Genomic DNA, 19,572 nt, shown 5'->3' with positions numbered 1-19,572 from the left:
AAATATATTTGAAAAGGATGAATGCATCATGTCATTAAGAGTTTATATAAGTCCATCCAAGTATGTGCAAGGTAAAAATGCGTTGGAAAAAATCGGAGAATACATGAAGGGAATGGGCAGTAAAACCATTGTTATTGCTGATGAAATGGTTTGGGGCATAGCCGAAGACAAGGTTGTACAAGAATTAGAGAAGGCAAACATTTCTTCTGAGAAAGTCATTTTCAATGGTGAAGCTTCCAAAATAGAAATCAATAGGATTGCAGAGATTGCAAAGAATGTTCAAGCTACGGTCGTTATTGGTGTGGGAGGCGGAAAAACTCTCGATACGGCAAAAGGAGTATCCGATGAAGTGAACGCCTACACGGTCATCATCCCAACTGCAGCTTCGACAGATGCCCCAACCAGTGCTCTTTCGGTGGTATATTCCGATGAAGGCACCTTTGATAGTTATCGCTTTTATAACAAAAATCCCGACCTGGTTCTTGTTGACACCAAAATAATCGCAGAAGCTCCGCCCCGTCTGCTGGCTTCTGGCATTGCGGATGCATTGGCGACTTGGGTAGAAGCCAGAAGCGTTATTGCTTTTGGCGGCCACACCATGGCGGGAGGCGTAACAACGATTGCAGGTGAAGCCATTGCAGAAAAATGTGAAGAAGTGTTGTTCAAATATGGCCACCTTGCCTATGAATCCGTGAAGGCCAAAGTAGTGACTCCTGCCTTGGAAGCTGTTGTAGAAGCGAATACCCTTCTTAGCGGATTAGGATTCGAAAGCGGAGGATTAGCTGCCGCGCATGCGATTCACAATGGATTTACTGCCTTGGAAGGCGATATCCATCACCTGTCTCATGGGGAGAAAGTAGCATTTGGAACGCTGGTTCAACTAGCGTTAGAACAACATTCCTTAGAGGAAATTGAACGTTATATCGCATTTTATATTAGTTTAGGCCTGCCGGTTACACTAGAGGATATTCATCTAAAAAACGCTTCGAGAGAAGATATCATGAAGGTGGCACATGCTGCAACTACTAAGGGTGAAACCATCCATAATGCATTTAACGTTTCGGCAGATGATGTTGCAGATGCCATTTTTGCAGCGGACCAATATGCCAAAGCTTATAAAGATAAAATACGTAAATAGTGGCTTGGAACACTATGATTGCTAGCGATTTTGAATTTAATAAGTGGATTAAAAAAGGATCAAGTTCTTGCTTCATTACGCAAGCGACTTGATCCTTTAATGTGGCCTATTAACATGGTTAACCGCTCGCCTGCACGGCGGCTTCTAGATTATCCACATGGATATTGATAGTAATCTTGTGCGTGCACTACTCTAAATCCTACCGATTCGTATAACCCCAGTGCTTGACCGTTTTTCGTTTCGACTTCCAAGTGCACCGAATATCCGGCCGAGCTCTGTTGTTTAACGATTTTACACAACACTTTTCTGCCTATTCCTTGGCCCTGATGTTTCGGCAAGATACAAAATCCGTAAATCCACGCCTGTCCCTCTTTATGGCTTACCCGAACTTTGCCTACCGCTTCTTCGTTCACATCAATCATCAGGTTATCCGATTTATCCGTGAGGTAATTGCCTTCCGTCGCCCGGGCGTCTTCTTCATCCAATCCGAACGCCTCAACGGATAACCGTACACTCATTTCGTAATCTTCCGATGTTGCCTGCCTCAGATTAATATCATCCGTTTCCGGAAGAGTCATTTCCTGCCACTCCATTTGATATTCCGAGAATGCATGCTCAGCGCCCAGTTTATTCAAGAATGCTCGGCCGGCTTCTGATCCTGCCGGTGCGTTCAACAAGATTCTCCTGTATCCGTTGAGCTTGACTTGCTCCATTGCTTGATGGAACAAGCGCGTGAAATGCCCCTTTCGACGCTCATTCACCTTCACCATGCCGCATACTTCGACTGTTGAACCGAAAGGATACAAGCCTATAAACGCTACAAGTTCGTCATGCTCATAATGAAAAAAATCCAGCGGGTCCGCTTCACGTGCTTCAAGCATTTCCCAGTTTAGCTTTAATTGCACATGATCATGAATTTCACACTCTTTTTGCAATTGTTCAATATCTTTCAGCTGTTGTGTTGTTAGCATTTTTTTCTCCTTTTATAGCCTCGATTATTTTTGCGCAATACCATGGATATGGGACAATACGGTTAATGGCTTCTTACCCGTGATTAACCGTTCGCCATCCGTATAACCCTCTTCACGTCCATCAAGCTCCTGCATGAGAACCACGCGCCAATGACGGATACGTTCTTGGCAATCCTCATCGGTAATGGCATTGTGCAGCTCTTTTGGATCGTGTGCCAGGTCAAAAAACTGCTCCTCCCCGGTTTGGGAAAACCAGATGTATTTCTCTTTCCCGTTGGTTACCCAGTGATGGGACTGAGCCCCCTGAGCATGCTCACCATGCAGATGCTGACGCCAAGCGGGATCGATCTCGCCCTCATTCTCTGCTAATGCGAGTCTCCAGATGCTCTTTCCTTCCACCGTTTCTGGTACAGGCACGCCGGCTGCTTCCAGAAGGGAGGGCATGATGTCCCGCAACTCCACAACAGAATCCGAAACCGCGCCCCTTTTTAAGCCTAATCGGTTACCAGGGTCGTTGACAATAAACGGAACATGGGTGCTCCCTTCATACGGAAGAGACTTTCGGAACAAATGGTGGTCTCCCAGCAGCTCCCCGTGGTCGGATGTAAACAGGATCACCGTGTTGTGAAGCTCTCCATATTCATTCAGCGACTGCAAAAAACGACCGATTTGATGATCGAGATGCGTGATCAGAGCGTAGTAGGCAGCCATCGCTTTGCGCAGACGGCGCTTCGGAACCAATCCACGTCCAGTTATAGGGGAGTATCCTGCCAATTCCGGGTCTTCCGTCCTTGCCCAATCACCAACCGGCGGCTCCGGTAAGTCAGCATCCTCATAGAGGTCCAAGTATGCCTGCGGGGGGTCGAACGGAGGATGGGGCCTGACAAAAGACATCCACAGGAAGAACGGCTTCCCGGGATCCCGTCGGCGTAAAAAATCAATGGATTGCGTCACCACCCAGTTCGTTGGATGCTGCATTTCCGCCAAATGCCATGGGCGGGCAACGGTTGATGAATTGCAGTCGAGACCAAGGTCAATCATGTCCGCACCAGGCACCCTCTCGCGGAGCCATTGTACATAGTCATCGACTTGGTCGTAATGCTGCTGCACCGGAATGCTGTGGTTGTTGCGGTTGTGATGCAGGTAACCATCATGAAGCATGACATTATGAAACCCCATCAAATGGCGTGCGGGGTAAACGTGCATTTTGCCGATGCACTGCGTATGATAACCGGCTTGGGCCAATTCCCCCGGCAGCGTCTCCTTGTAATTCCATGGAACGGAGTCCTGATAACCAACACGCCCATGAGCCCGCTGCGATTGGCCGGTGAATATGGCTGCTCTCGCAGGCACGCAGGTGGGGGTAGCAGAATACGCACGGCTGAATCGTACACCAGTCCTTGCGAGTTCGTCCAGATTAGGCGTTTCCACGACAGGGTGACCAGCAATGCTGAGGCAGTCATAACGCATCTGATCAACCGTAATGAGCAGCACATTGGGCCTTCCTTGGTTTTCTGTCGAATTCATCATCTATCCCTCCTCAGCTTATACACTCTTATCTATTAGATCTTACCATTATTTACATGCTAAAGACCCGTCTGCCTAGGTCAGACGAGCCTATTAAATTTAGAATATACGATTTCTTATCATTTGGCTTGATATTAAATGATCTATCCTTGCTTATTTCATATCCATCATGACTGCATTTCGTTTTCAACGCGTTTCATAAAGTCTTCTGCGGCACTGTAACCAAGTTGTTTAAGATACCAATTGTTAGCCGCCGCTTCGATCAGGCTGGCTACGTCGCGTCCCGGCTGAAGCTGAACCTCGATATGCGGAATTTGAATACCCAGGTATTCGGTGAACTGAGGCACGGCCTCCAGCTCATTGTTCAGTGAATTGTCCTGCCACGGAGACAGCTCGATATCGAGAACAATTCGCGTCTCGTCCTGAAACGCCGTGCGCCCGTATTGGCGTACAACATTGATCAGACCGATGCTTCGGAGCGCGAGGAACTCGCGAGTGGTCACATTATGCGTACCGAGAAGAGTTGTCGGACTGAGCTTTTTGAGGACCACGATATCATCTGCCACGAACCGATGGCCTCTTCGGATAAGGGTGTGGGCGGTCTCGCTTTTGCCAATCCCGGATTTTCCCCTGAGCAGAATGCCGATGCCCGATACATTCACGCATACCGCATGGATCGACATCTCCGGTGCCAATGTCTTCACTAAATAGCTGTCCAGCTTGGCAATAAACTCGGTTGTTGTCTCTGCTGTCCGAAGCAGCGGAATGCCCTCCTGATCACAGAAAAGGGTCAGATAAGGAATCTCCTGCTGGCCGGACGTCACAATAAAGCACGGCGGGTGATATTTGACAATATTCCCGATATGCAGCTTCCGTTCTTCTATGCTTAGCGTTAATAAATAGTTAATTTCCTTGCGGCCGAGTACTTGTACTCGCTCCATGGGGAAAAAATCAAAATACCCGACAAACTCCAGTCCCGGTCTATGCGTCTGTGGACGGGTAATCAAGCGGTCCATGCAATTAGCACCTGCAAGCACTTCCAGATGAAACATGTCCGTAAGGCTCTGAACGGTGATCGACTTCATGTTGATGTTCTCCTCCTGCGGCTAAGGTGTACTTGTAATACGCCTAATATTTATTGCAGTTTCCGATATATTCAACAGACGACAAGTGTTCTCCTGCAAATGGTTGTCAAGGACGGTGCTATCCAAGTGCCGGGGGGCAAGAACTTATCAAGAACTTGTATCGTAAAAAACAAGAAAGCCGCCAATAGAGCGACCTTCATGGCGGATATGCTTTCCTGTTCAACTCGGATCATTTTTACATGTACGAACTTCAAGATTTTTTTTAGCGCTTTTCTTCAGCTCAGAGTGCATTTCTCCCGAGAGCTTCAATCTGGGTTAATGCCGGATAAAGCGCTTCATCGCCTCTGATTAAGCGTTTAAGCACCAACCACTCTACCCTGCGGGGATGAATGTCAAAATACTGGATGCTTCGGCTCTTCACGGGATGCAGCCGCTCCTCTGAACCGTCGGAGAAAACAACCGTCACTTCCCTCCACCAGCTGTCATGAGGAAAATCGCCTCGCAATACAAGGCCCAGCCGATCCAGCTCAACCGTTCTTCCAAAATCCAGCGTCAGCTCCGCATCCGCTTGTTGATTAATTCCCCAGGATTGATACGGGTATGAGCCATGACTGCTGTTGGCGTAAATGCCGTCGATTGCATTGCGCGCAAAAAAGGTTGGATCATTCCTGGTTTCTACATTGGCGTGAGCATGCGGAAACGCGCTGGAATCATGCTTCTGATCATGGGCATTCAAGGCCAGATTCCGATATTGGCTAATCTCGCTATCGGTTGCATACCGGGCAGTGACATAATGTTTCACTCCGACAAAAGCTTTCTCGGGATACGCTTGTTTATACGATAATGGAAGCTCGTATTCCCAGACGTTTCCCTTTACATATACCAGAGACGGATAAAGCGCTTCATCCATCTGAACGACCAAGTATCGATTAGGGTGCTCTAACGTAATTCTATACTTGTCGCCAGCGGCGTACTCCAGCTGCTGACAAGCCAGATAAGTGAATCCTTCTTCTTCCCGCTCCATCACGCTTCCATCCGAGTTGTGTGAGTCAGTATACTTCTCCACCCTGACAGCATCATCACAATTCAGCCATTCGATCTTGATTCTTGGCATGATATTCTCTCCTTGTTCATGATATTAAATGAACCTAAATGAAATTAAATGAACCTATAGAAACATTATATATCGAACGAAACAAACACTAAAGCGTTTTTTTCAGCAACTTCCTTCAAACTTAAGCTAGACCGAAGCCAGTACAGTCGATATCAATGTACGAAAGTGAATCATTTATCCTCTCGTGGATATGATTTGTTGCCCACCCGACAATAACCATTAGCTCCACTCCGAGCGCATAAATTCTTGTTTAAAGTTTCACCGAAAAAGCAAAAGCCACCGCGCTTCCGCGATGGCTTTAACGTTCTTCTTTGATCATATTTATTTCGGGTTATGAAATAGGTATACCCTAACGCTGCCCATTCATAAACTCGGCAATCATCACTTTCCGCCCTAACTTCGCACTCTCCAAGGCAGCGAGCACCATCGCCATGCTGTAAACGTTGTCGCTGCAGTCGGTCTCCGGCTTGATACCCGCTTCGATCGCGTTGAACATATTGTCTAGACAGCCGTGATGACCGGTCTTTTCCATAACGGGCTGAGTCCCTTCTACCCGCTCATATTTTCGAATAAAATGGCCCGTTTGATCCCCGCTCGCCACAATCTCCGCATAAATCTCATCATGACCGTCCCAGATGGCGGTCCCCTTCTCTCCGGTTACCCGCCATGCCGACTCCCAGGAAGTCTGAGCGCCTTCGGCACACCAGGACCCCCGATAATTGAACACGGAGCCGTCCGACATTTCATATATGCATAGGGCCATCGCATTCCCGGCATACCAGGAGCCGGGCGGGTTAAACTCCTGACAGTACACAGACACCGGATCGGCTCCGCTGATCATTCGAGCCTGATCGAAGGTATGAATCGCCATGTCAAGCAGCAGCGGACTGTCCATCAGATCCCGGAATCCGCCAAAATGGGCACCGAGGAAAAAATCCGCCCCGATAAAGCCCGGCTTCCCGATCGCTCCGCTGTCAATCAAGTCCTTATAGGCCCGTATTCGCGGGTCGAAACGGCGGTTCTGCATCACGGCATGCGTAAGGCCTGACATCTCGGCAAGCCTGACGATGTCCAGACATTCTGTCATTGATTCCGCTAAAGGTTTTTCACTGAAGACATGACACCCATGCTGAAGCGCTGCGGTGCTGATCCCGTAATGGCTGGCAGGAATGGTGACGTCGAATACCACATTGGCTTCAGTCGAATTAAGGGCCTCCGTAATATTCGTAAACGTAGGACAAGAGAGTTCATGCCGATCTGCAAATGCCTTTGCAAAATCCTCCTGGATATCGACAAGCCCCACAATCTCGACATTCCCTCGTCCCTTCGCATAATCGGCCCATGTATTCGCCATGCTGCCGCATCCTGCAATAACAACTTTAAACGCTGTGGTCATGTTAGCAAAACTCCCCCTGATCCAAGTTATCGTGTTATAAACCGTTTTCAATTCATCGTATTTACGGTTGAAATCACTCCGATATTGGCTTAATGTAAATGAAGTTACTTCATTATAATAGTGAAACTTAACAATATCTCTATATAACCTTGTGCAATACCACTCTTATCTTGCGGTCTGAGGTGAATTCCTATGTCCAATCCCAAAGAGCTTCACGAGAATACCAGACTCGACTATAAATCCTATCCAATCCAGGTATTCCACAACGTCTGTTCGAATGCATCCGCGAAAGACTGTGTCCTGTATCTCCACTGGCATGAGCACTTTGAGATCATATACATGCGCCAGGGACATGCCGTCTTCCATATCGATACAACTCCTTATCCTGTACAAGCCGGTGATGTGATCATCATTCCTGGCGGCAGCCTGCATGTGGGATATGCCCTTGAGGACGGCGACGTATCATTTGATTGTTTGGTGGTGAATGCGTCCCTCTTCAATGAGTTCCTTCATGACCCGATCCATGCCCGCTATGTCGCCCCCTTTATGGAAGGGCGATTGCGCTTCCCGGTGAAGCCAGCCGAGAGCCAGCCTGCATGTGCAGATTGCTATCCAATGCTGGATGAAATTATCGATGAACTGGACTCACGCCGCCCAGCCTACCAGCTCATTGTCAAGTCCAAGCTGTACACCCTCTTCGTCCTGCTCTCGCGCATCTTTTCTCCAGTTCAGTTGGCTGAGAAGACAGTGGAGCCGTATTTTATGAATCGGGACCGGTATAAACAACTGATCCATCGGATCGAGTCCAGCATCGGCGAGAAATTATCGGTGGAGGATGCCGCAGCCCAGCTCGGCTTGAACCCCTTTCATTTTTGCAAAATGTTCAAACGTTTAACGGGACGCACCTTCGTTGATTTCGTCAACCTGACCCGAATGAATGAAGCGGAGAAGCTGCTTCGTGAACGGACATGGACCATCACGGAAATTGCCGGTATCGTCGGCTGCAGCAATCCGAATTATTTTACCAAGCTGTACAAACAGTACAAGGGCATGACACCCTCCCAGGCAAGACTGAATTAAGTCAATATACTCCTGAGAGCCATAGTAGTCCTAAGTTCGCAAGCCTCTCTCCGAACTCGGAACATAGCGAATATGCACCAATCAAGCATGCAAAAAAAGACTCAACCCCCAGCAAAATTGGCTGGAGTTTAAGTCTCTTTGAATTTTCAATCCAACATCAGCTTTAAAGCTCAGTACGCCTTAGGAACCTCGACCTTCCTCGTCTTCCCGTCTCCATTCGTAAAATAAATATGCACGCCGTGGTCCTGATCATCCAGGAAATACGAAACGTACTTGCTCTCATCCTTCTTCATGGGAACCAGGAGAGTTGCAATCCGATGGCTTTGGGCCGACTTCGTCTTGGCGTGCAGATGCCACTGGTTATCAAGCCCCTCGATCTCTTCAGGCTCGACATCCGTGAATTGATTATGCTGATGCAGTGATAAATCGCCGGATGAGCTGTATACAAAGCGCCCTTCCATCTCTGCTTTGTCGCCCATCACCCGGAAGGTCTGCCCTGAGAGCTTCATCCGGTTCAGGGTATGGAATAACCACTCGATGCTGGCTGGTTTAACAAGGTCTACCGTATCCACAATAACAAAATAGTCCTCATCAAAGAAGTAGATTTCGCGAACATACCGCTCCAGGTAAGGAACATTCTCCCGATAAGCCTGCGTTGCGTTCATTCGGGTATAACCATAACCCGGGGAAGCGTCCACGCGTTCAACCTTCCCGCCCGCTTCCATGCAGAGCACCTTGTCTTTTCCCGCATACTGTCCATGGCCATCAATGAGAATATTGTTCGTGGAGCGCGTCTGTCTCCGCCAGTTCATATGCATCGTGCTTCCAAAGGCGATATAGTAACCGCTCTCAATAGCTAGAGGTTCGCCGTAGGCATGCAGGAGAAAGCCATTCTGATCACCATGGCTGTGACTCATCGAGCCATAGCGGCTGCTCTTGGCCAATAACATGATATGCTCATCCGGATCATCCATCCGGTGATGCATCGCCACCCAGTCGATATCCCGGAACCACTTGACGGCTTGAAGTGATCCGTCCTTCGATTCCGAAGTGTGGTCTAAGACAGAGGGAACCGCAACGGAAGGAGGAACGGCTTCTACCTGTGGATAATTATGCCGATACAGCATATCGTCAAACCGGAAATCCCACCAGCCGTAATTGTAGAATTTAGTATCGGGATCCGTATCCGCCCTGGCAACTTGTTCAAAATACCACTGGTAATGCCCGTTTCCGGTAATACCTGCAAACTGGCGAATATTGAAGGCGGTCTTCAGACTGACCGGCTCACCGAGATAGGACTGGTCCCCGAAACTGGCGCGAATCGTATCCGGGCTGCTGCAGTAAAGCGGAAAATCCCCCGTTCGCCGGAAGAACGGACGTTCATAGAAATCAATCGACACATAATTACGAATGAGGTTCAGCGCATCAATCACAAAAGCCATGCCGGTCGTCCAATAAAGCGGCCCCTCGGCCCACCCTCCATCTTCTCCACCCCAAGGTGAATAGAGACAAGCATAGTATTCCAATGTGTAATCCAGCCATGCCTGTGCCCGGGCCTCTTCATGAAGCATGGCGATACAGGCGGGCGCAAGCACGGAAGACAACGATCGAACCGCATGACTGTCATAAGGCACATGATGAATCTTCGATCGCTCCATAATATGAAAGGCTACCTGCTCCGTACGCCGCAGCAAGACCCCTCTAACTAGATCAATCTCATCAGCGCTCAGAACATCATGGAGCCAGTCATACCCCCACGCGATAGCACCGACCATGCGGAAGGCGGCTTCATCGTTGTAATTTCTTGACGTTGTACCTTCCGTATCCCAGCTCGCGGCATGAAGCAGCCAAGCCTTCGCTTTGGAAATCATGGTTTCATCCTGCAAAATAACCCCTGCCACGCTTAAATGCCGGATGGCATAAAGCGCTTCCTGGCAGTCCATGTACATTTTTCTCCACAGCTTCGCGACGCGTTTGTTGCCCGGGTAGCGCTCGGGTTCTGGAATTAACGGCTTATCAAGCCATGGCACCACCGATTTCTCGTAGAATGTCCGCCAGCCGCAGTAGTCATCATCGTTGCGCAGTCGTTCGCGAAATTCCTCCACCCCCCTCGCATCCAGCCACAGCCTCGGATGTCCGGTATTCGCGCCCTCATACCGCGCCGCCCGGCCAGGCAACGGAGTTTTTGGAAGCCCCTCCGGTACATGAAACATGCGGGATTGACTCCATGAAGAACAGCTATTGCCATCCTCGGCTGTATAATCGGCTTGCTCGCCAATCAGCAATGCATAGCGCCAATAATAGGTACCGGGCTCCAAAGCATGATCCGGCGTATACAAATTGTAGGGGATCGGTGCTATCGTCGTTGTAACTTCCGTTTCAAATGAAGGCGAAGACGAGATTTGCAGCATGTACCGATCATTCTCAAGCTGTCCTGGCATCCAGGTGAAGCGGGGAGGATTCTCTAACAGTTTCGTCTCTTCGTCTGGTTGATACGGTACGGACAGCAGTCCGCTTTTCGGTTCAAACAAGGTTTTCATCGAGTATCCTCTCCTTCAACCCGCTCTTTGTCATACCAAAATTCCTTGTGGTTGTTCCATCGGATAAGTTGAGCGATTCCCCATCCCCTGATGGCTTCCATGTCAGTGTGACCGGCTTGTCGCCTCTTCGGTAAACGGCAATGAAGCGGGCGCTGGAACCCGTCCGATGAAGCCGTATGCCTTCCATCCTGCGGGTGGGATCATCCGCAATTCCAGGTGACTCCACCTGGGAGCACACCGTACCCTCGAAGGGGACAAAAGATACTGCCGCTAAAGGACCCGACGCTCGGGCGATATGAAGATCCAACTGCGGGCTGTTTTTAGACATAAGGAGCCTGCGGTGTTCCTTTATATACGCATACCCATCCTGACTTCCGAAATTGGTAGTTCCAGGGTCTCTGACCGCATCCGCCCCCCCGCTCACCTTCCCGCTGCCTATATAATGAAACCACCAATCGATGGCCTGAGGCTCTTCCAATTCAACTTCGAACCAATCCAACAGCCAGTCTTCCGTCAATAGGAGATGCCGGTCCAGAACGCCTTGATCGTAGGCCTGATCAGCCCTGACCCAAATATACGACCAGTCCGAAGCCGCTTGGTACGCCATGCACTTGCCTTGCGACGGAAGCTGGGAGCGCCCACCCACTGTCACGGTATTGTGGCTGGCGGTATGGGGATACCACTCTTTTTTCAGTACCGATCCATAAGGTACCGTACCACGGTCCGGGGAAAGAGGGTGATGCCCCACATGAAGCATTAGATTAAGCTTATCGAAGTGACCATGCGCGCCTCCATGAGGGCCAAAATCAACAAGCGCTTGGATTCCACTCGTATCGTTAGTCCTTAACCGTGCGAACCCGCTGTCCGGGAGTACCAGAGAAGGCACTGCACCAGCGGTCGGATCCATCGTTGCAACGCCTCGGCCTTCGGATGCTTCTGACACCTCAGATGTTTCTTCTGTTTCGGGCGCTTCAGATGCTTCAGATGTTTCGGGAACTTCTGATGCTTCAAACGCTTCGGGCTCATCGGGCTCTTCGAGCGCCTTGGATGCTTTCGAGGCTTCCGGGGCCTCGAATGCTTCCCATACTCCTTGTACCTCCCTTCCCTCTCCTCGTCTCCCATCATGAACATCCTTCACGCCCGGAGCGGCCGTTCCAATTCTTCCATCCCAACTGCCCGTACCGTACAGCAGGGCTTCCAGCATGCCGATCCTGCCATTGTCACCGTTCATTTCCCTATATACATGGGTTAACAGTCCACGATAGCCCTGATCTCCATATACCGATAAACCGATCTCCACAATCTCGGCAATTTCACGCGCATAGGGAACCCTTCGGTAGGGACCATCGTGAAGAGCAGGCAGCTTTCCGTTCTGGTCTGCCAACCGAACCAATACCGTCAGCATGCCCTGCATGGATTGACCTTGCTCCCCTCTCAGGGAATACAGCCCTTCCCCCATCCTGTCTCCCATCTCGGCAGCAATCAGATAAGCGCGGAGGACAAATACGTGATAGTAAATGCTGCCTTCGAATTCGAGCTGATCCGGTCGGACGGCTATAGTGAGATGATGCCGCAGGCCGCCCTTCTTCTCCAACAGATGTTTGAGCCTATCGGATTCGCCGCGCACCGCATAAATACAAAACAGGGCGGCAATCAACCACGCTGTGTAATTGTTCTCGGGATCCCCCCGCTCTTGGGTCAAAATGTGATGGTATTCCGTCATGCTGCTCTCCAGCATCTGGAGGAATGAGTCCATCTTCTGCTGATCTGCTCCATCAAGCAGAACACCCTCATCACGCAAAAGCAGGTAACCGCGAAGCAGTGTTGTGGCCCATATGGCTTCGGTTAAAGCCTGATGGAACGCCCTCCCCTTCAGCATCCAGGGCTGCGCCTCCGGATGTACAGGATACAGCGGAAACTGCTCTGCATACCGTATGATCAGTCTTTTTCCAAGCTCAGCATATGCCCTCTCTCCCGTGGCGGCATAAACCGCGGCAGCTTGCAGAACATATCGGGCCATGGCCTGATGCTTGAACACAAGCCACGCTCCCCGATAGGGCTCCCCTTCCCATTCACATCCGTAAGGGCAGAGGAATGTTCTCCCGTCGGCTTCAAGCGGATCAAACACCAGCTCCGTATGATGGCGTGGGCACACATACTGGTGCCACCATCCGCCGGGATCAACGGGAATATCAAGCGCACGTTCGATAACTTGATCAAGCTCAGCCTTAAGAATATCTACTGTGCGTTCGCCCCACCCATAGGAGCCCAACTTCGCCGCCACCTTCATCCCTTCCCTCATCGCATGAACATGCCGCCGTTGATCTCGATCGTCTCCCCCGTTATATAAGAAGAGAGTTCCGATACAAGGAACAGCACGGTGCCTGCGACATCATCCGGAGTTCCTTCACGGCCGAGGGGAATGCCCTGAATCGTTGCCTTTCGTGCATTATCCGGGGTAAAAGTAGCATGAAACGCCGTTTGTCCGATAAAGCCTGGGGATACGGCATTCACATGGATTCCGCTGGAAGCAAGCTCCTTCGCCAGCCCTTTGGTGTAATTGAGGACAGCCGCCTTGCTGGCTGCATAAATACTCGCTCCCGGCCCGCCGCCATTGTGAGCGGCTACCGATGTCATGTTTATAATGCGGCCGGTGCCCGCCGCTTTCATCCCTTGGATGACCGCTTTGCTGACGAATACCGTACTCTTCATATTCACATCCATTACCTTGTTGTACAGCTCCTCGGTCATTTCCGCATTCGACAGGCGCTGAACCAAATGCCCTGCATTGTTAACCAGAATCGTAACCGGTCCGCCAAAAGCCTTCTCGACTTCGCTTACAAGTGCCTCTGCCTGCTCCACATGCGTAACATCTGCGCGAAATGCATGAGCCTCACCGCCAAAACCTCTGATCTCGGCAACAGCTTCCTCTGCGGCTTCCTTGCTGTTCAGATAGTTCAGCGCCACCTTGGCTCCACTTCTTGCCAGCATCAAGGCGACCGCGCGGCCAATCCCTCCACTCGAACCTGTGACCAGAGCAATACTTCCCGATAAGTTAATATGCATGTCGATCCCTCCTGATTAGGTTTGCAGCTGTTTCAGCCTGCTGTCTTGTTCGCGCACTCTTTCCATACGAGGCATAGTCATGACAATTCTTGTGCCTTGATCCGGCGAACTGTGAACCGTGATCCCGTATTCTTCGCCATAGACCATCTGGATGCGCCGATGAACATTGACGATGCCGATGCCGCCCCTGCGGCGGACATGCATCCCGTCATCATCATCGACCAGACGGTTCTCCTCCAGCCTCTTGCGCAAATTATGAAGCTTCTTGTCTGCAATGCCCGCCCCATTGTCCTCCACCATGACCAGCAGATTACCCTGCTCAATCCGCGTGTCAATGCGGATATAATGCCATGCTTCTATTCCTTCCGGAAAGGCATGCTGGAATATGTTCTCGACGATGGGCTGCAGGGAGAGCCTGACCATTTTCTCCAGCAAGAGCTCTGGCGGCGTGGCTACCTCGATTTCAAAGTCGCGCCCGATGCGATGCTTTAATATCATCATGTAATGCCGCACATGGTTAAGCTCGTTCGCAATCGTGATCTCCTCCAGATTGGTCTGAATGGAATAACGGAGCATGAAGGCCATGGCCTCCACCATGTCCGAGATCTCATCCGAATTCTGGACGATGGCGTAACAATTGATGGTCTCCAGTGTGTTGTACAGGAAATGCGGATTGATCTGCAGCTGCAGTGCCTGAAACTCTGCCCGCTGACGCTCAAGCTGTATATCCTGCAGCTCCAGCAGTGTTTTTTGATTGTGAAGCTCCGTATCGTACACCTGCTCGATCATGTCGGATAACCGGCTGACCATGAGATTGTAGCTATGAATCAAGCCGCCGATTTCATCCTCCCGCGGTTTTGCGTCAGAGATATGCGTCCAATTCCCCTTCTCTGTCTGCCTCATGCCATTCTTCAGATTGCGAATAGGATTCACGATCGATTTGCCAAATCTGTAGGCCAGGATGAGCGCAATAATCAACGTGACCAAACCTACAATAATGGTGGTAGAACGAATCCCTGAAATGGGAGCACGCAGCTCTTCCAGCGGCATCATAATGACAAGACTCCAACCCGAATATTCAGACTGGCGCGAGATGATCATCGTTTTGTCGCCAAGCACCGGTTCAATGAAGCGGTTGTCGCCCTTCGCAATAATGCGCTCCGGCAGATCCGTTGCCGTAATTCCGTCCATATCCACATGCTCGGGCGCATAAACGACTTCACCTTCGCGATCCAGGATGAAGAAGAAGCCCTGCTCTCCCAGATCAACGCCGTTCCATAAGCTGGACAGTTGATCTTCATTGAACTCAACCGCAAGCACGCCCTTTACCTCGTACGAATTCATCCCCCGGATTTTGCGCGCAACGGTAATCACGCTATCCCGATCCTGCTCCAGCAAGCTGGTCTTCAGGATGACAAATTCCCCGTTTTCCGGAGTCTTCTTCATCAATTCCCGGAGGCGATCGGTGGGATCAATCGACATCGCGGAGAAATTCTGATTCTGATCAAAAATCGACCTGCCGTGAAATCCCAGAATATACATCATGTGCGTTTGGGTCGGATATTGAATGAAAATTTTCTGAAAGACATCCTTGCGGATGAGATTCGTGAACCTGTAGTGTTCGTAGCTGTCGCTAGGGTCCATATCCAGAAATTTCTTGACGGTATCCTGCAGCAGAATTGTATTGCTGATCCGCTCAAACATTTGCAGATGATTGTCCGTTTGTCTTGCGGCGTTCGTGATCACGGTGGTCATATACTTCTCTACCTGCTCATCAATCGCTTCAGATGATTTCATGTAGAAGAAAACGCCGACCGTGGTAAGCGAGAACAATACAACGATAAAAAAATACAGAAAAATTTGACGGGACAAACTCCTCCGCATCATTCGATCCCCAGCAGCTCCCGGTATTCAGAGGGGGTATACCCGGTTACCTTCTTGAAGGTTTTCGTGAAATGGGGATGATCCGCATACCCCACCTCGAACGATATATCCGTTATTTTATAGTGCGGGATAGCGAGAAGTTTCTTCGCCTTCTCCATTCTTTTTTTGATCCGGTAGTGGACAAAGGTCTCATCCGTCATCTGTTTGAACAGCTGACTGAAGTAAGACGGGTTGAGTCCGAGCATATCGGCAACCTCGTCAAGCGAGAGATCCCGGGACAGATTGCGTTCAATGTAAGCTTTTGCCTCTTCAACAGGCTCCTTGGCATTGCCTTTTCGCTTCTCCCGAATGAGCTTCACCGTCTGATCCACTGCCTGGCGGAAATCCTCAAAGGTATTGCGTTTCACGCCAGCTTCCGATTCGGGCATTCCTGCCAAAGACTCAAACGAATACACATCCCTGCCGTTTAGCTGCTTGATCAGCTTCGCGTAGAGCTCATCCAGCAATTCCTGAAGCTGAATGGCTTCAAGCCTGCGCTCATTGCAATAATCCTCAATTTCCTGCAGTTTGGCCTGGATGTCATTCATTTGCAAATGCCATACGGCGAGCTCCAGCTGCTCCAGCCAATTCTCCAGCTTGGACAGAGGGAAATACATTCGTTGTTTCTCCTGCATCGATTTCCGGTCCGACATCAGTTTATTCATCGTGTGATGTACCACCGATTTGGTCACAGGCTTAAGCAAATACTCCTTAACCCCATACGACATACATTTCTGAGCGTATTCGAAATCTCCGTAACCGGAGATAACCACCACCGTAATGTCGCCATATTTCTCATAAAGCTGCTTGCTCAGCTCCAGGCCGTCCATCTTTGGCATTTTGATATCCGTGAAAATGAAATCCGGTCGTGTCGTCTGGATCGATTCCAATGCTTCAATGCCGTTCTCGGCCGTATCCGCTTGAATCATCGAAGGATCCGCCTGGGTGATCAGTTTCGCCAAGCCCATTCTTATCATAGGTTCGTCATCAACGACCAGAATGCGGTACATTACCCGTTCCCCTTTCGAAAGCAGCGAGAGTAGTTTAGCTTTAGCAAGATACTCCTCTGCTTGATTCAAGCAGAGGAGTCATTCTTCAACACTATACTAAAACATGCTCTGCTTATTCGAAAGCGTTTTCTTTTTCGTTAAATCGTTTCGTTGCTTCTTCAATAATCTCGTTGCCGCCTTTGGACAGGTATTCTTCCAGCACCTTGCCGTAATCTTCGATCGGCTCCCTGCCGTATACCATGCGCAGGACATGTTCCAGGATCAGAGGCGGAAGTTCATCCGATTTCGGATTCAGCTCGGGGTACTTAACCATCGCTTCCAGTCTCGGATCGAACTCGATCCCGCGGCGACCTTCCTTCGATAGCATGTTATCAAAGGCACTGATCAGTTCCTTGCCGGAATCGGACAGCTCGGATACGCGCTTGTTGTACGTTGTATCCTGCACCAGCCACAGCCAGTAGTTCAAATACCGCATTTTATCCGCGCCGGCGGCATCCGTCGGAACCTCAAAGACCGGCTTGCCATCGGTTACTTGATAATCCTCGCCTTCAATCCCGAAGCTGAAGAACAATTCCGCATCTTCACTGACCATCCAGTTGAAGAATTTCACGATATCCTCCGCCTTATCCTTCGCTTTGGCGTTAATGAAGAAAGAACGGGTGACCGGATTATAATGGGCATAGCCCCCCTTGCCATCAGGTCCTACCGGAGATGGAATCAGAGCTACTTTGGCATCCGGTACATTCTCGGTGAGCTGGGTTCCCCAGATCGGAAGCTCATTCGCATTCATGGACCACATGCCAGCTTTGCCACTCGTTACGATGGACTTGAAATCAGCGCTCTCGATCGTGGCGAATTCCTTGCTGATCAATCCTTCTTCATGCATTGTCTTATAGATTCCAATCGCTTGCTTCATATTCTCCTCGTCGAAGAAGGTAGGCTTCACCTTCCCGTCCGGGAACACTTTGAACTGGTTCAGATAGCCCAGTACGTCATAAGCGCCGAAGAAGGTATCGGCATATTTGAAGTTCTGGCGACCGGCATAAGGCTGCTCCACCCCGGCTTCTTTGAACGCTCGGAGTACGTCCATCGTCTCCTCAACCGTTGTCGGAATTTCCTTGCCCACCTTCTCCAACAGGTCGGTACGAATCCACGTTGCCCGTCTGGATGGATTGGAGAGAATTTCGGGAATCCCGTAAATGTTGCCTGTCTTCGAGTCCGTCATCCGCTTCCAGGCTTCCTCCGGGATAAACTTGAGCAGATCCTGCCCGTGCTCTTGCAGAAGATCGTTCAGCGGCAGAAACACTCCGTTCTCGACAGCGCCAGCCAGCTCAGGGCCGCTGATTCCGCCAGTTCCCTGCACCACATCCGGAATGTCGTTCGTTGCAAACATCTGCACCATTTTATCCTGGTACTCATTATGCGGAATGAGACGGATATCAAGGTCCGTATTCGTCTTTTTCTCCAGCTCCAACACATATTTATCCTTGTTGATATCCGCATTCTTCTCCACGTAGGATACGTTGAGCGTCCGCATCGAGATGGAGAATTTTGTTGCTCCCGCTGCTTCCCCGCCTTCTGTTTTACCGCCACCGGCATGGGTCCCGGCGTCGCCTCCATTGTTACCCGCACAGCCAGCAAGCATGGTCAGAACAAGACCTGCCGTGAGCGCGCGCGTCCACCTTTTTCTCATGAATACCCCTCTTTTCAAGCTAATATAGTCGCTCATAATAGCGCTTTCAAACTTAATATCAGTATAGAGAGCCGTCAGGGCGGGAACAAGGAATGTCTTTGGCTCGGTTTGTCGTTTTTTTAGGATCAAGCTTTGGACTACTCCACTGAATTATTCTTTGATCGACCCGATCATCATCCCATGAATGAAGAACCGCTGAAGAAACGGATACAGGAGAATGATGGGCACCGTAGCTACCAGAATAACGGCCATCTGGATGCCTTGCACGGACTGGGAGCTTGCTTCAAACGCAAGGTTGCCTGTATCGGTCAATCCTTCGTTCACGAGCAGCTCTCTTAACTTCACCTGCAGAGGATACTTGGCTCGATCATTGATATAGTAGAGTGCATCCATGTATTTGTTCCAGTTGGTCACCGAGTAGAATATGCCTACCGTCGCCAATGCCGGCTTCGACAGCGGAAGCACGATGCTCCATAATGTGCGGACCTCGCTGCATCCGTCAATACGGGACGAGTCGATCAGTTCATTCGGAATCTGGGTGAAGAAGGTTCGAAGCACAAACAGATTGAATGCACTGATTGCTGTTGGCAGCATCAACGACCAGAGCGTGTTCACCAGATTCAGCTCACGCATCAGAATAAATTGCGGAATCAGCGGCGCCGTGAAAATCATCGTCATCAGGATGATGATCATGATCGTTTTTCTGCCTACATACTCGGGTCTGGACAGTGGATACGCCAGTGAGGCAGTAGCAGCCAGATTAATGAAGGTCCCGAACACTGTAATATAAACGCTGATTCCAAAAGCTCTCCAAATGGAGACGTCATTGAATACATGCTGGTAGTAAGCGAACGTAAACTCCACCGGCCAGAACATGACCTCTCCCCGGTCGATAGCACCTGGGCTGCTGAACGACTGAGCGATCACGTTGAGAAAAGGGAACAGCATGGTGAGTGCAAGAAAGGTAAGGATAATATAGTTGCATACAAGAAACATTTTTCTGCCTGCACTGTCATATTTCACGTTGGA

At 50.0% G+C, this 19,572-nt stretch carries 14 protein-coding genes; 2 read left to right on the top strand and 12 right to left on the bottom strand.

Annotated features, from left to right (window positions below; all coding sequences use genetic code 11):
- Window positions 1-28: 28 nt before the first annotated feature.
- A complete protein-coding gene (locus B9D94_RS12450) occupies window positions 29-1,138 on the top strand; it encodes a glycerol dehydrogenase (protein ID WP_301337248.1) in 1,110 nt (369 codons plus the stop codon).
- A gap of 149 nt (window positions 1,139-1,287) precedes the next feature.
- Here the strand turns inward: B9D94_RS12450 and B9D94_RS12445 are convergent, their stop codons facing one another.
- The 5 genes from B9D94_RS12445 to B9D94_RS12425 all read right to left on the bottom strand — a co-directional run bounded on the left by B9D94_RS12445 (window position 1,288) and on the right by B9D94_RS12425 (window position 7,231).
- The gene (locus B9D94_RS12445) at window positions 1,288-2,109 is read right to left on the bottom strand and encodes a GNAT family N-acetyltransferase (protein WP_148247144.1); all 822 of its coding nucleotides are present in this window, start codon (window positions 2,107-2,109) and stop codon (window positions 1,288-1,290) included.
- Window positions 2,110-2,133: 24 nt separating this feature from the next.
- Entirely contained in the window at window positions 2,134-3,636 is a 1,503-nt protein-coding gene (locus B9D94_RS12440) for an arylsulfatase (protein ID WP_148248770.1), read from the bottom strand.
- Window positions 3,637-3,803: 167 nt separating this feature from the next.
- The gene (gene hprK, locus B9D94_RS12435) at window positions 3,804-4,721 is read right to left on the bottom strand and encodes an HPr(Ser) kinase/phosphatase (protein ID WP_006210535.1); all 918 of its coding nucleotides are present in this window, start codon (window positions 4,719-4,721) and stop codon (window positions 3,804-3,806) included.
- A 280-nt stretch (window positions 4,722-5,001) separates the two neighbouring features.
- Window positions 5,002-5,835 (bottom strand): hypothetical protein, encoded by an 834-nt coding sequence (locus B9D94_RS12430; RefSeq protein WP_148247143.1) that lies wholly within the window; start codon window positions 5,833-5,835, stop codon window positions 5,002-5,004.
- A gap of 349 nt (window positions 5,836-6,184) precedes the next feature.
- Window positions 6,185-7,231: a Gfo/Idh/MocA family protein gene (locus tag B9D94_RS12425; RefSeq protein ID WP_148247142.1), complete on the bottom strand. Its 1,047-nt coding sequence runs from the start codon at window positions 7,229-7,231 to the stop codon at window positions 6,185-6,187.
- A 192-nt stretch (window positions 7,232-7,423) separates the two neighbouring features.
- Here B9D94_RS12425 and B9D94_RS12420 point away from each other — a divergent pair, with 192 nt between their 5' ends.
- Window positions 7,424-8,311, top strand: coding sequence for a helix-turn-helix transcriptional regulator (locus tag B9D94_RS12420; RefSeq protein ID WP_148247141.1), 888 nt, complete (start codon window positions 7,424-7,426; stop codon window positions 8,309-8,311).
- A gap of 170 nt (window positions 8,312-8,481) precedes the next feature.
- Here B9D94_RS12420 and B9D94_RS12415 read toward each other — a convergent pair whose 3' ends face one another.
- The 7 genes from B9D94_RS12415 to B9D94_RS12385 form a co-directional block, all read right to left on the bottom strand.
- The gene (locus B9D94_RS12415) at window positions 8,482-10,851 is read right to left on the bottom strand and encodes a DUF4962 domain-containing protein (RefSeq protein WP_107338713.1); all 2,370 of its coding nucleotides are present in this window, start codon (window positions 10,849-10,851) and stop codon (window positions 8,482-8,484) included.
- Window positions 10,835-13,141, bottom strand: coding sequence for a heparinase II/III domain-containing protein (locus tag B9D94_RS12410; RefSeq protein ID WP_148248769.1), 2,307 nt, complete (start codon window positions 13,139-13,141; stop codon window positions 10,835-10,837). Before B9D94_RS12410 ends, B9D94_RS12415 begins: the two co-directional genes overlap by 17 nt.
- Before the next feature lie 8 nt (window positions 13,142-13,149).
- Entirely contained in the window at window positions 13,150-13,917 is a 768-nt protein-coding gene (locus tag B9D94_RS12405; RefSeq protein WP_148247140.1) for an SDR family NAD(P)-dependent oxidoreductase, read from the bottom strand.
- 15 nt (window positions 13,918-13,932) lie between these two features.
- Complete coding sequence (locus B9D94_RS12400; RefSeq protein WP_148247139.1) at window positions 13,933-15,804, bottom strand: cache domain-containing sensor histidine kinase; 1,872 nt, start codon at window positions 15,802-15,804, stop codon at window positions 13,933-13,935.
- Entirely contained in the window at window positions 15,801-16,850 is a 1,050-nt protein-coding gene (locus B9D94_RS12395; protein WP_148247138.1) for a response regulator transcription factor, read from the bottom strand. Before B9D94_RS12395 ends, B9D94_RS12400 begins: the two co-directional genes overlap by 4 nt.
- A 112-nt stretch (window positions 16,851-16,962) precedes the next feature.
- Entirely contained in the window at window positions 16,963-18,543 is a 1,581-nt protein-coding gene (locus tag B9D94_RS12390) for an extracellular solute-binding protein (protein ID WP_006210544.1), read from the bottom strand.
- A gap of 150 nt (window positions 18,544-18,693) precedes the next feature.
- Window positions 18,694-19,566, bottom strand: a complete 873-nt coding sequence (locus tag B9D94_RS12385; RefSeq protein WP_006210545.1) for a carbohydrate ABC transporter permease — start codon at window positions 19,564-19,566, stop codon at window positions 18,694-18,696.
- Between the last annotated feature and the right edge of the window lie 6 nt (window positions 19,567-19,572).

It is taken from the genome of Paenibacillus sp. Cedars (assembly GCF_003184205.1).
Taxonomy (GTDB): Bacteria; Bacillota; Bacilli; order Paenibacillales; family Paenibacillaceae; genus Paenibacillus_AQ; species Paenibacillus_AQ glucanolyticus.
This window is presented reverse-complemented; position numbering and strand designations above follow the sequence as displayed.

Bases quoted from the DNA above. Each gene is read 5' to 3' on its own strand.
- B9D94_RS12450 (WP_301337248.1), top strand. From the start codon at position 29: ATGTCATTAAGAGTTTATATAAGTCCATCCAAGTATGTGCAAGGTAAA.
- B9D94_RS12445 (WP_148247144.1), bottom strand. From the start codon at position 2,109: ATGCTAACAACACAACAGCTGAAAGATATTGAACAATTGCAAAAAGAG.
- B9D94_RS12440 (WP_148248770.1), bottom strand. From the start codon at position 3,636: ATGAATTCGACAGAAAACCAAGGAAGGCCCAATGTGCTGCTCATTACG.
- hprK (WP_006210535.1), bottom strand. From the start codon at position 4,721: ATGAAGTCGATCACCGTTCAGAGCCTTACGGACATGTTTCATCTGGAA.
- B9D94_RS12430 (WP_148247143.1), bottom strand. From the start codon at position 5,835: ATGCCAAGAATCAAGATCGAATGGCTGAATTGTGATGATGCTGTCAGG.
- B9D94_RS12425 (WP_148247142.1), bottom strand. From the start codon at position 7,231: ATGACCACAGCGTTTAAAGTTGTTATTGCAGGATGCGGCAGCATGGCG.
- B9D94_RS12420 (WP_148247141.1), top strand. From the start codon at position 7,424: ATGTCCAATCCCAAAGAGCTTCACGAGAATACCAGACTCGACTATAAA.
- B9D94_RS12415 (WP_107338713.1), bottom strand. From the start codon at position 10,851: ATGAAAACCTTGTTTGAACCGAAAAGCGGACTGCTGTCCGTACCGTAT.
- B9D94_RS12410 (WP_148248769.1), bottom strand. From the start codon at position 13,141: ATGAAGGTGGCGGCGAAGTTGGGCTCCTATGGGTGGGGCGAACGCACA.
- B9D94_RS12405 (WP_148247140.1), bottom strand. From the start codon at position 13,917: ATGCATATTAACTTATCGGGAAGTATTGCTCTGGTCACAGGTTCGAGT.
- B9D94_RS12400 (WP_148247139.1), bottom strand. From the start codon at position 15,804: ATGATGCGGAGGAGTTTGTCCCGTCAAATTTTTCTGTATTTTTTTATC.
- B9D94_RS12395 (WP_148247138.1), bottom strand. From the start codon at position 16,850: ATGTACCGCATTCTGGTCGTTGATGACGAACCTATGATAAGAATGGGC.
- B9D94_RS12390 (WP_006210544.1), bottom strand. From the start codon at position 18,543: ATGAGAAAAAGGTGGACGCGCGCGCTCACGGCAGGTCTTGTTCTGACC.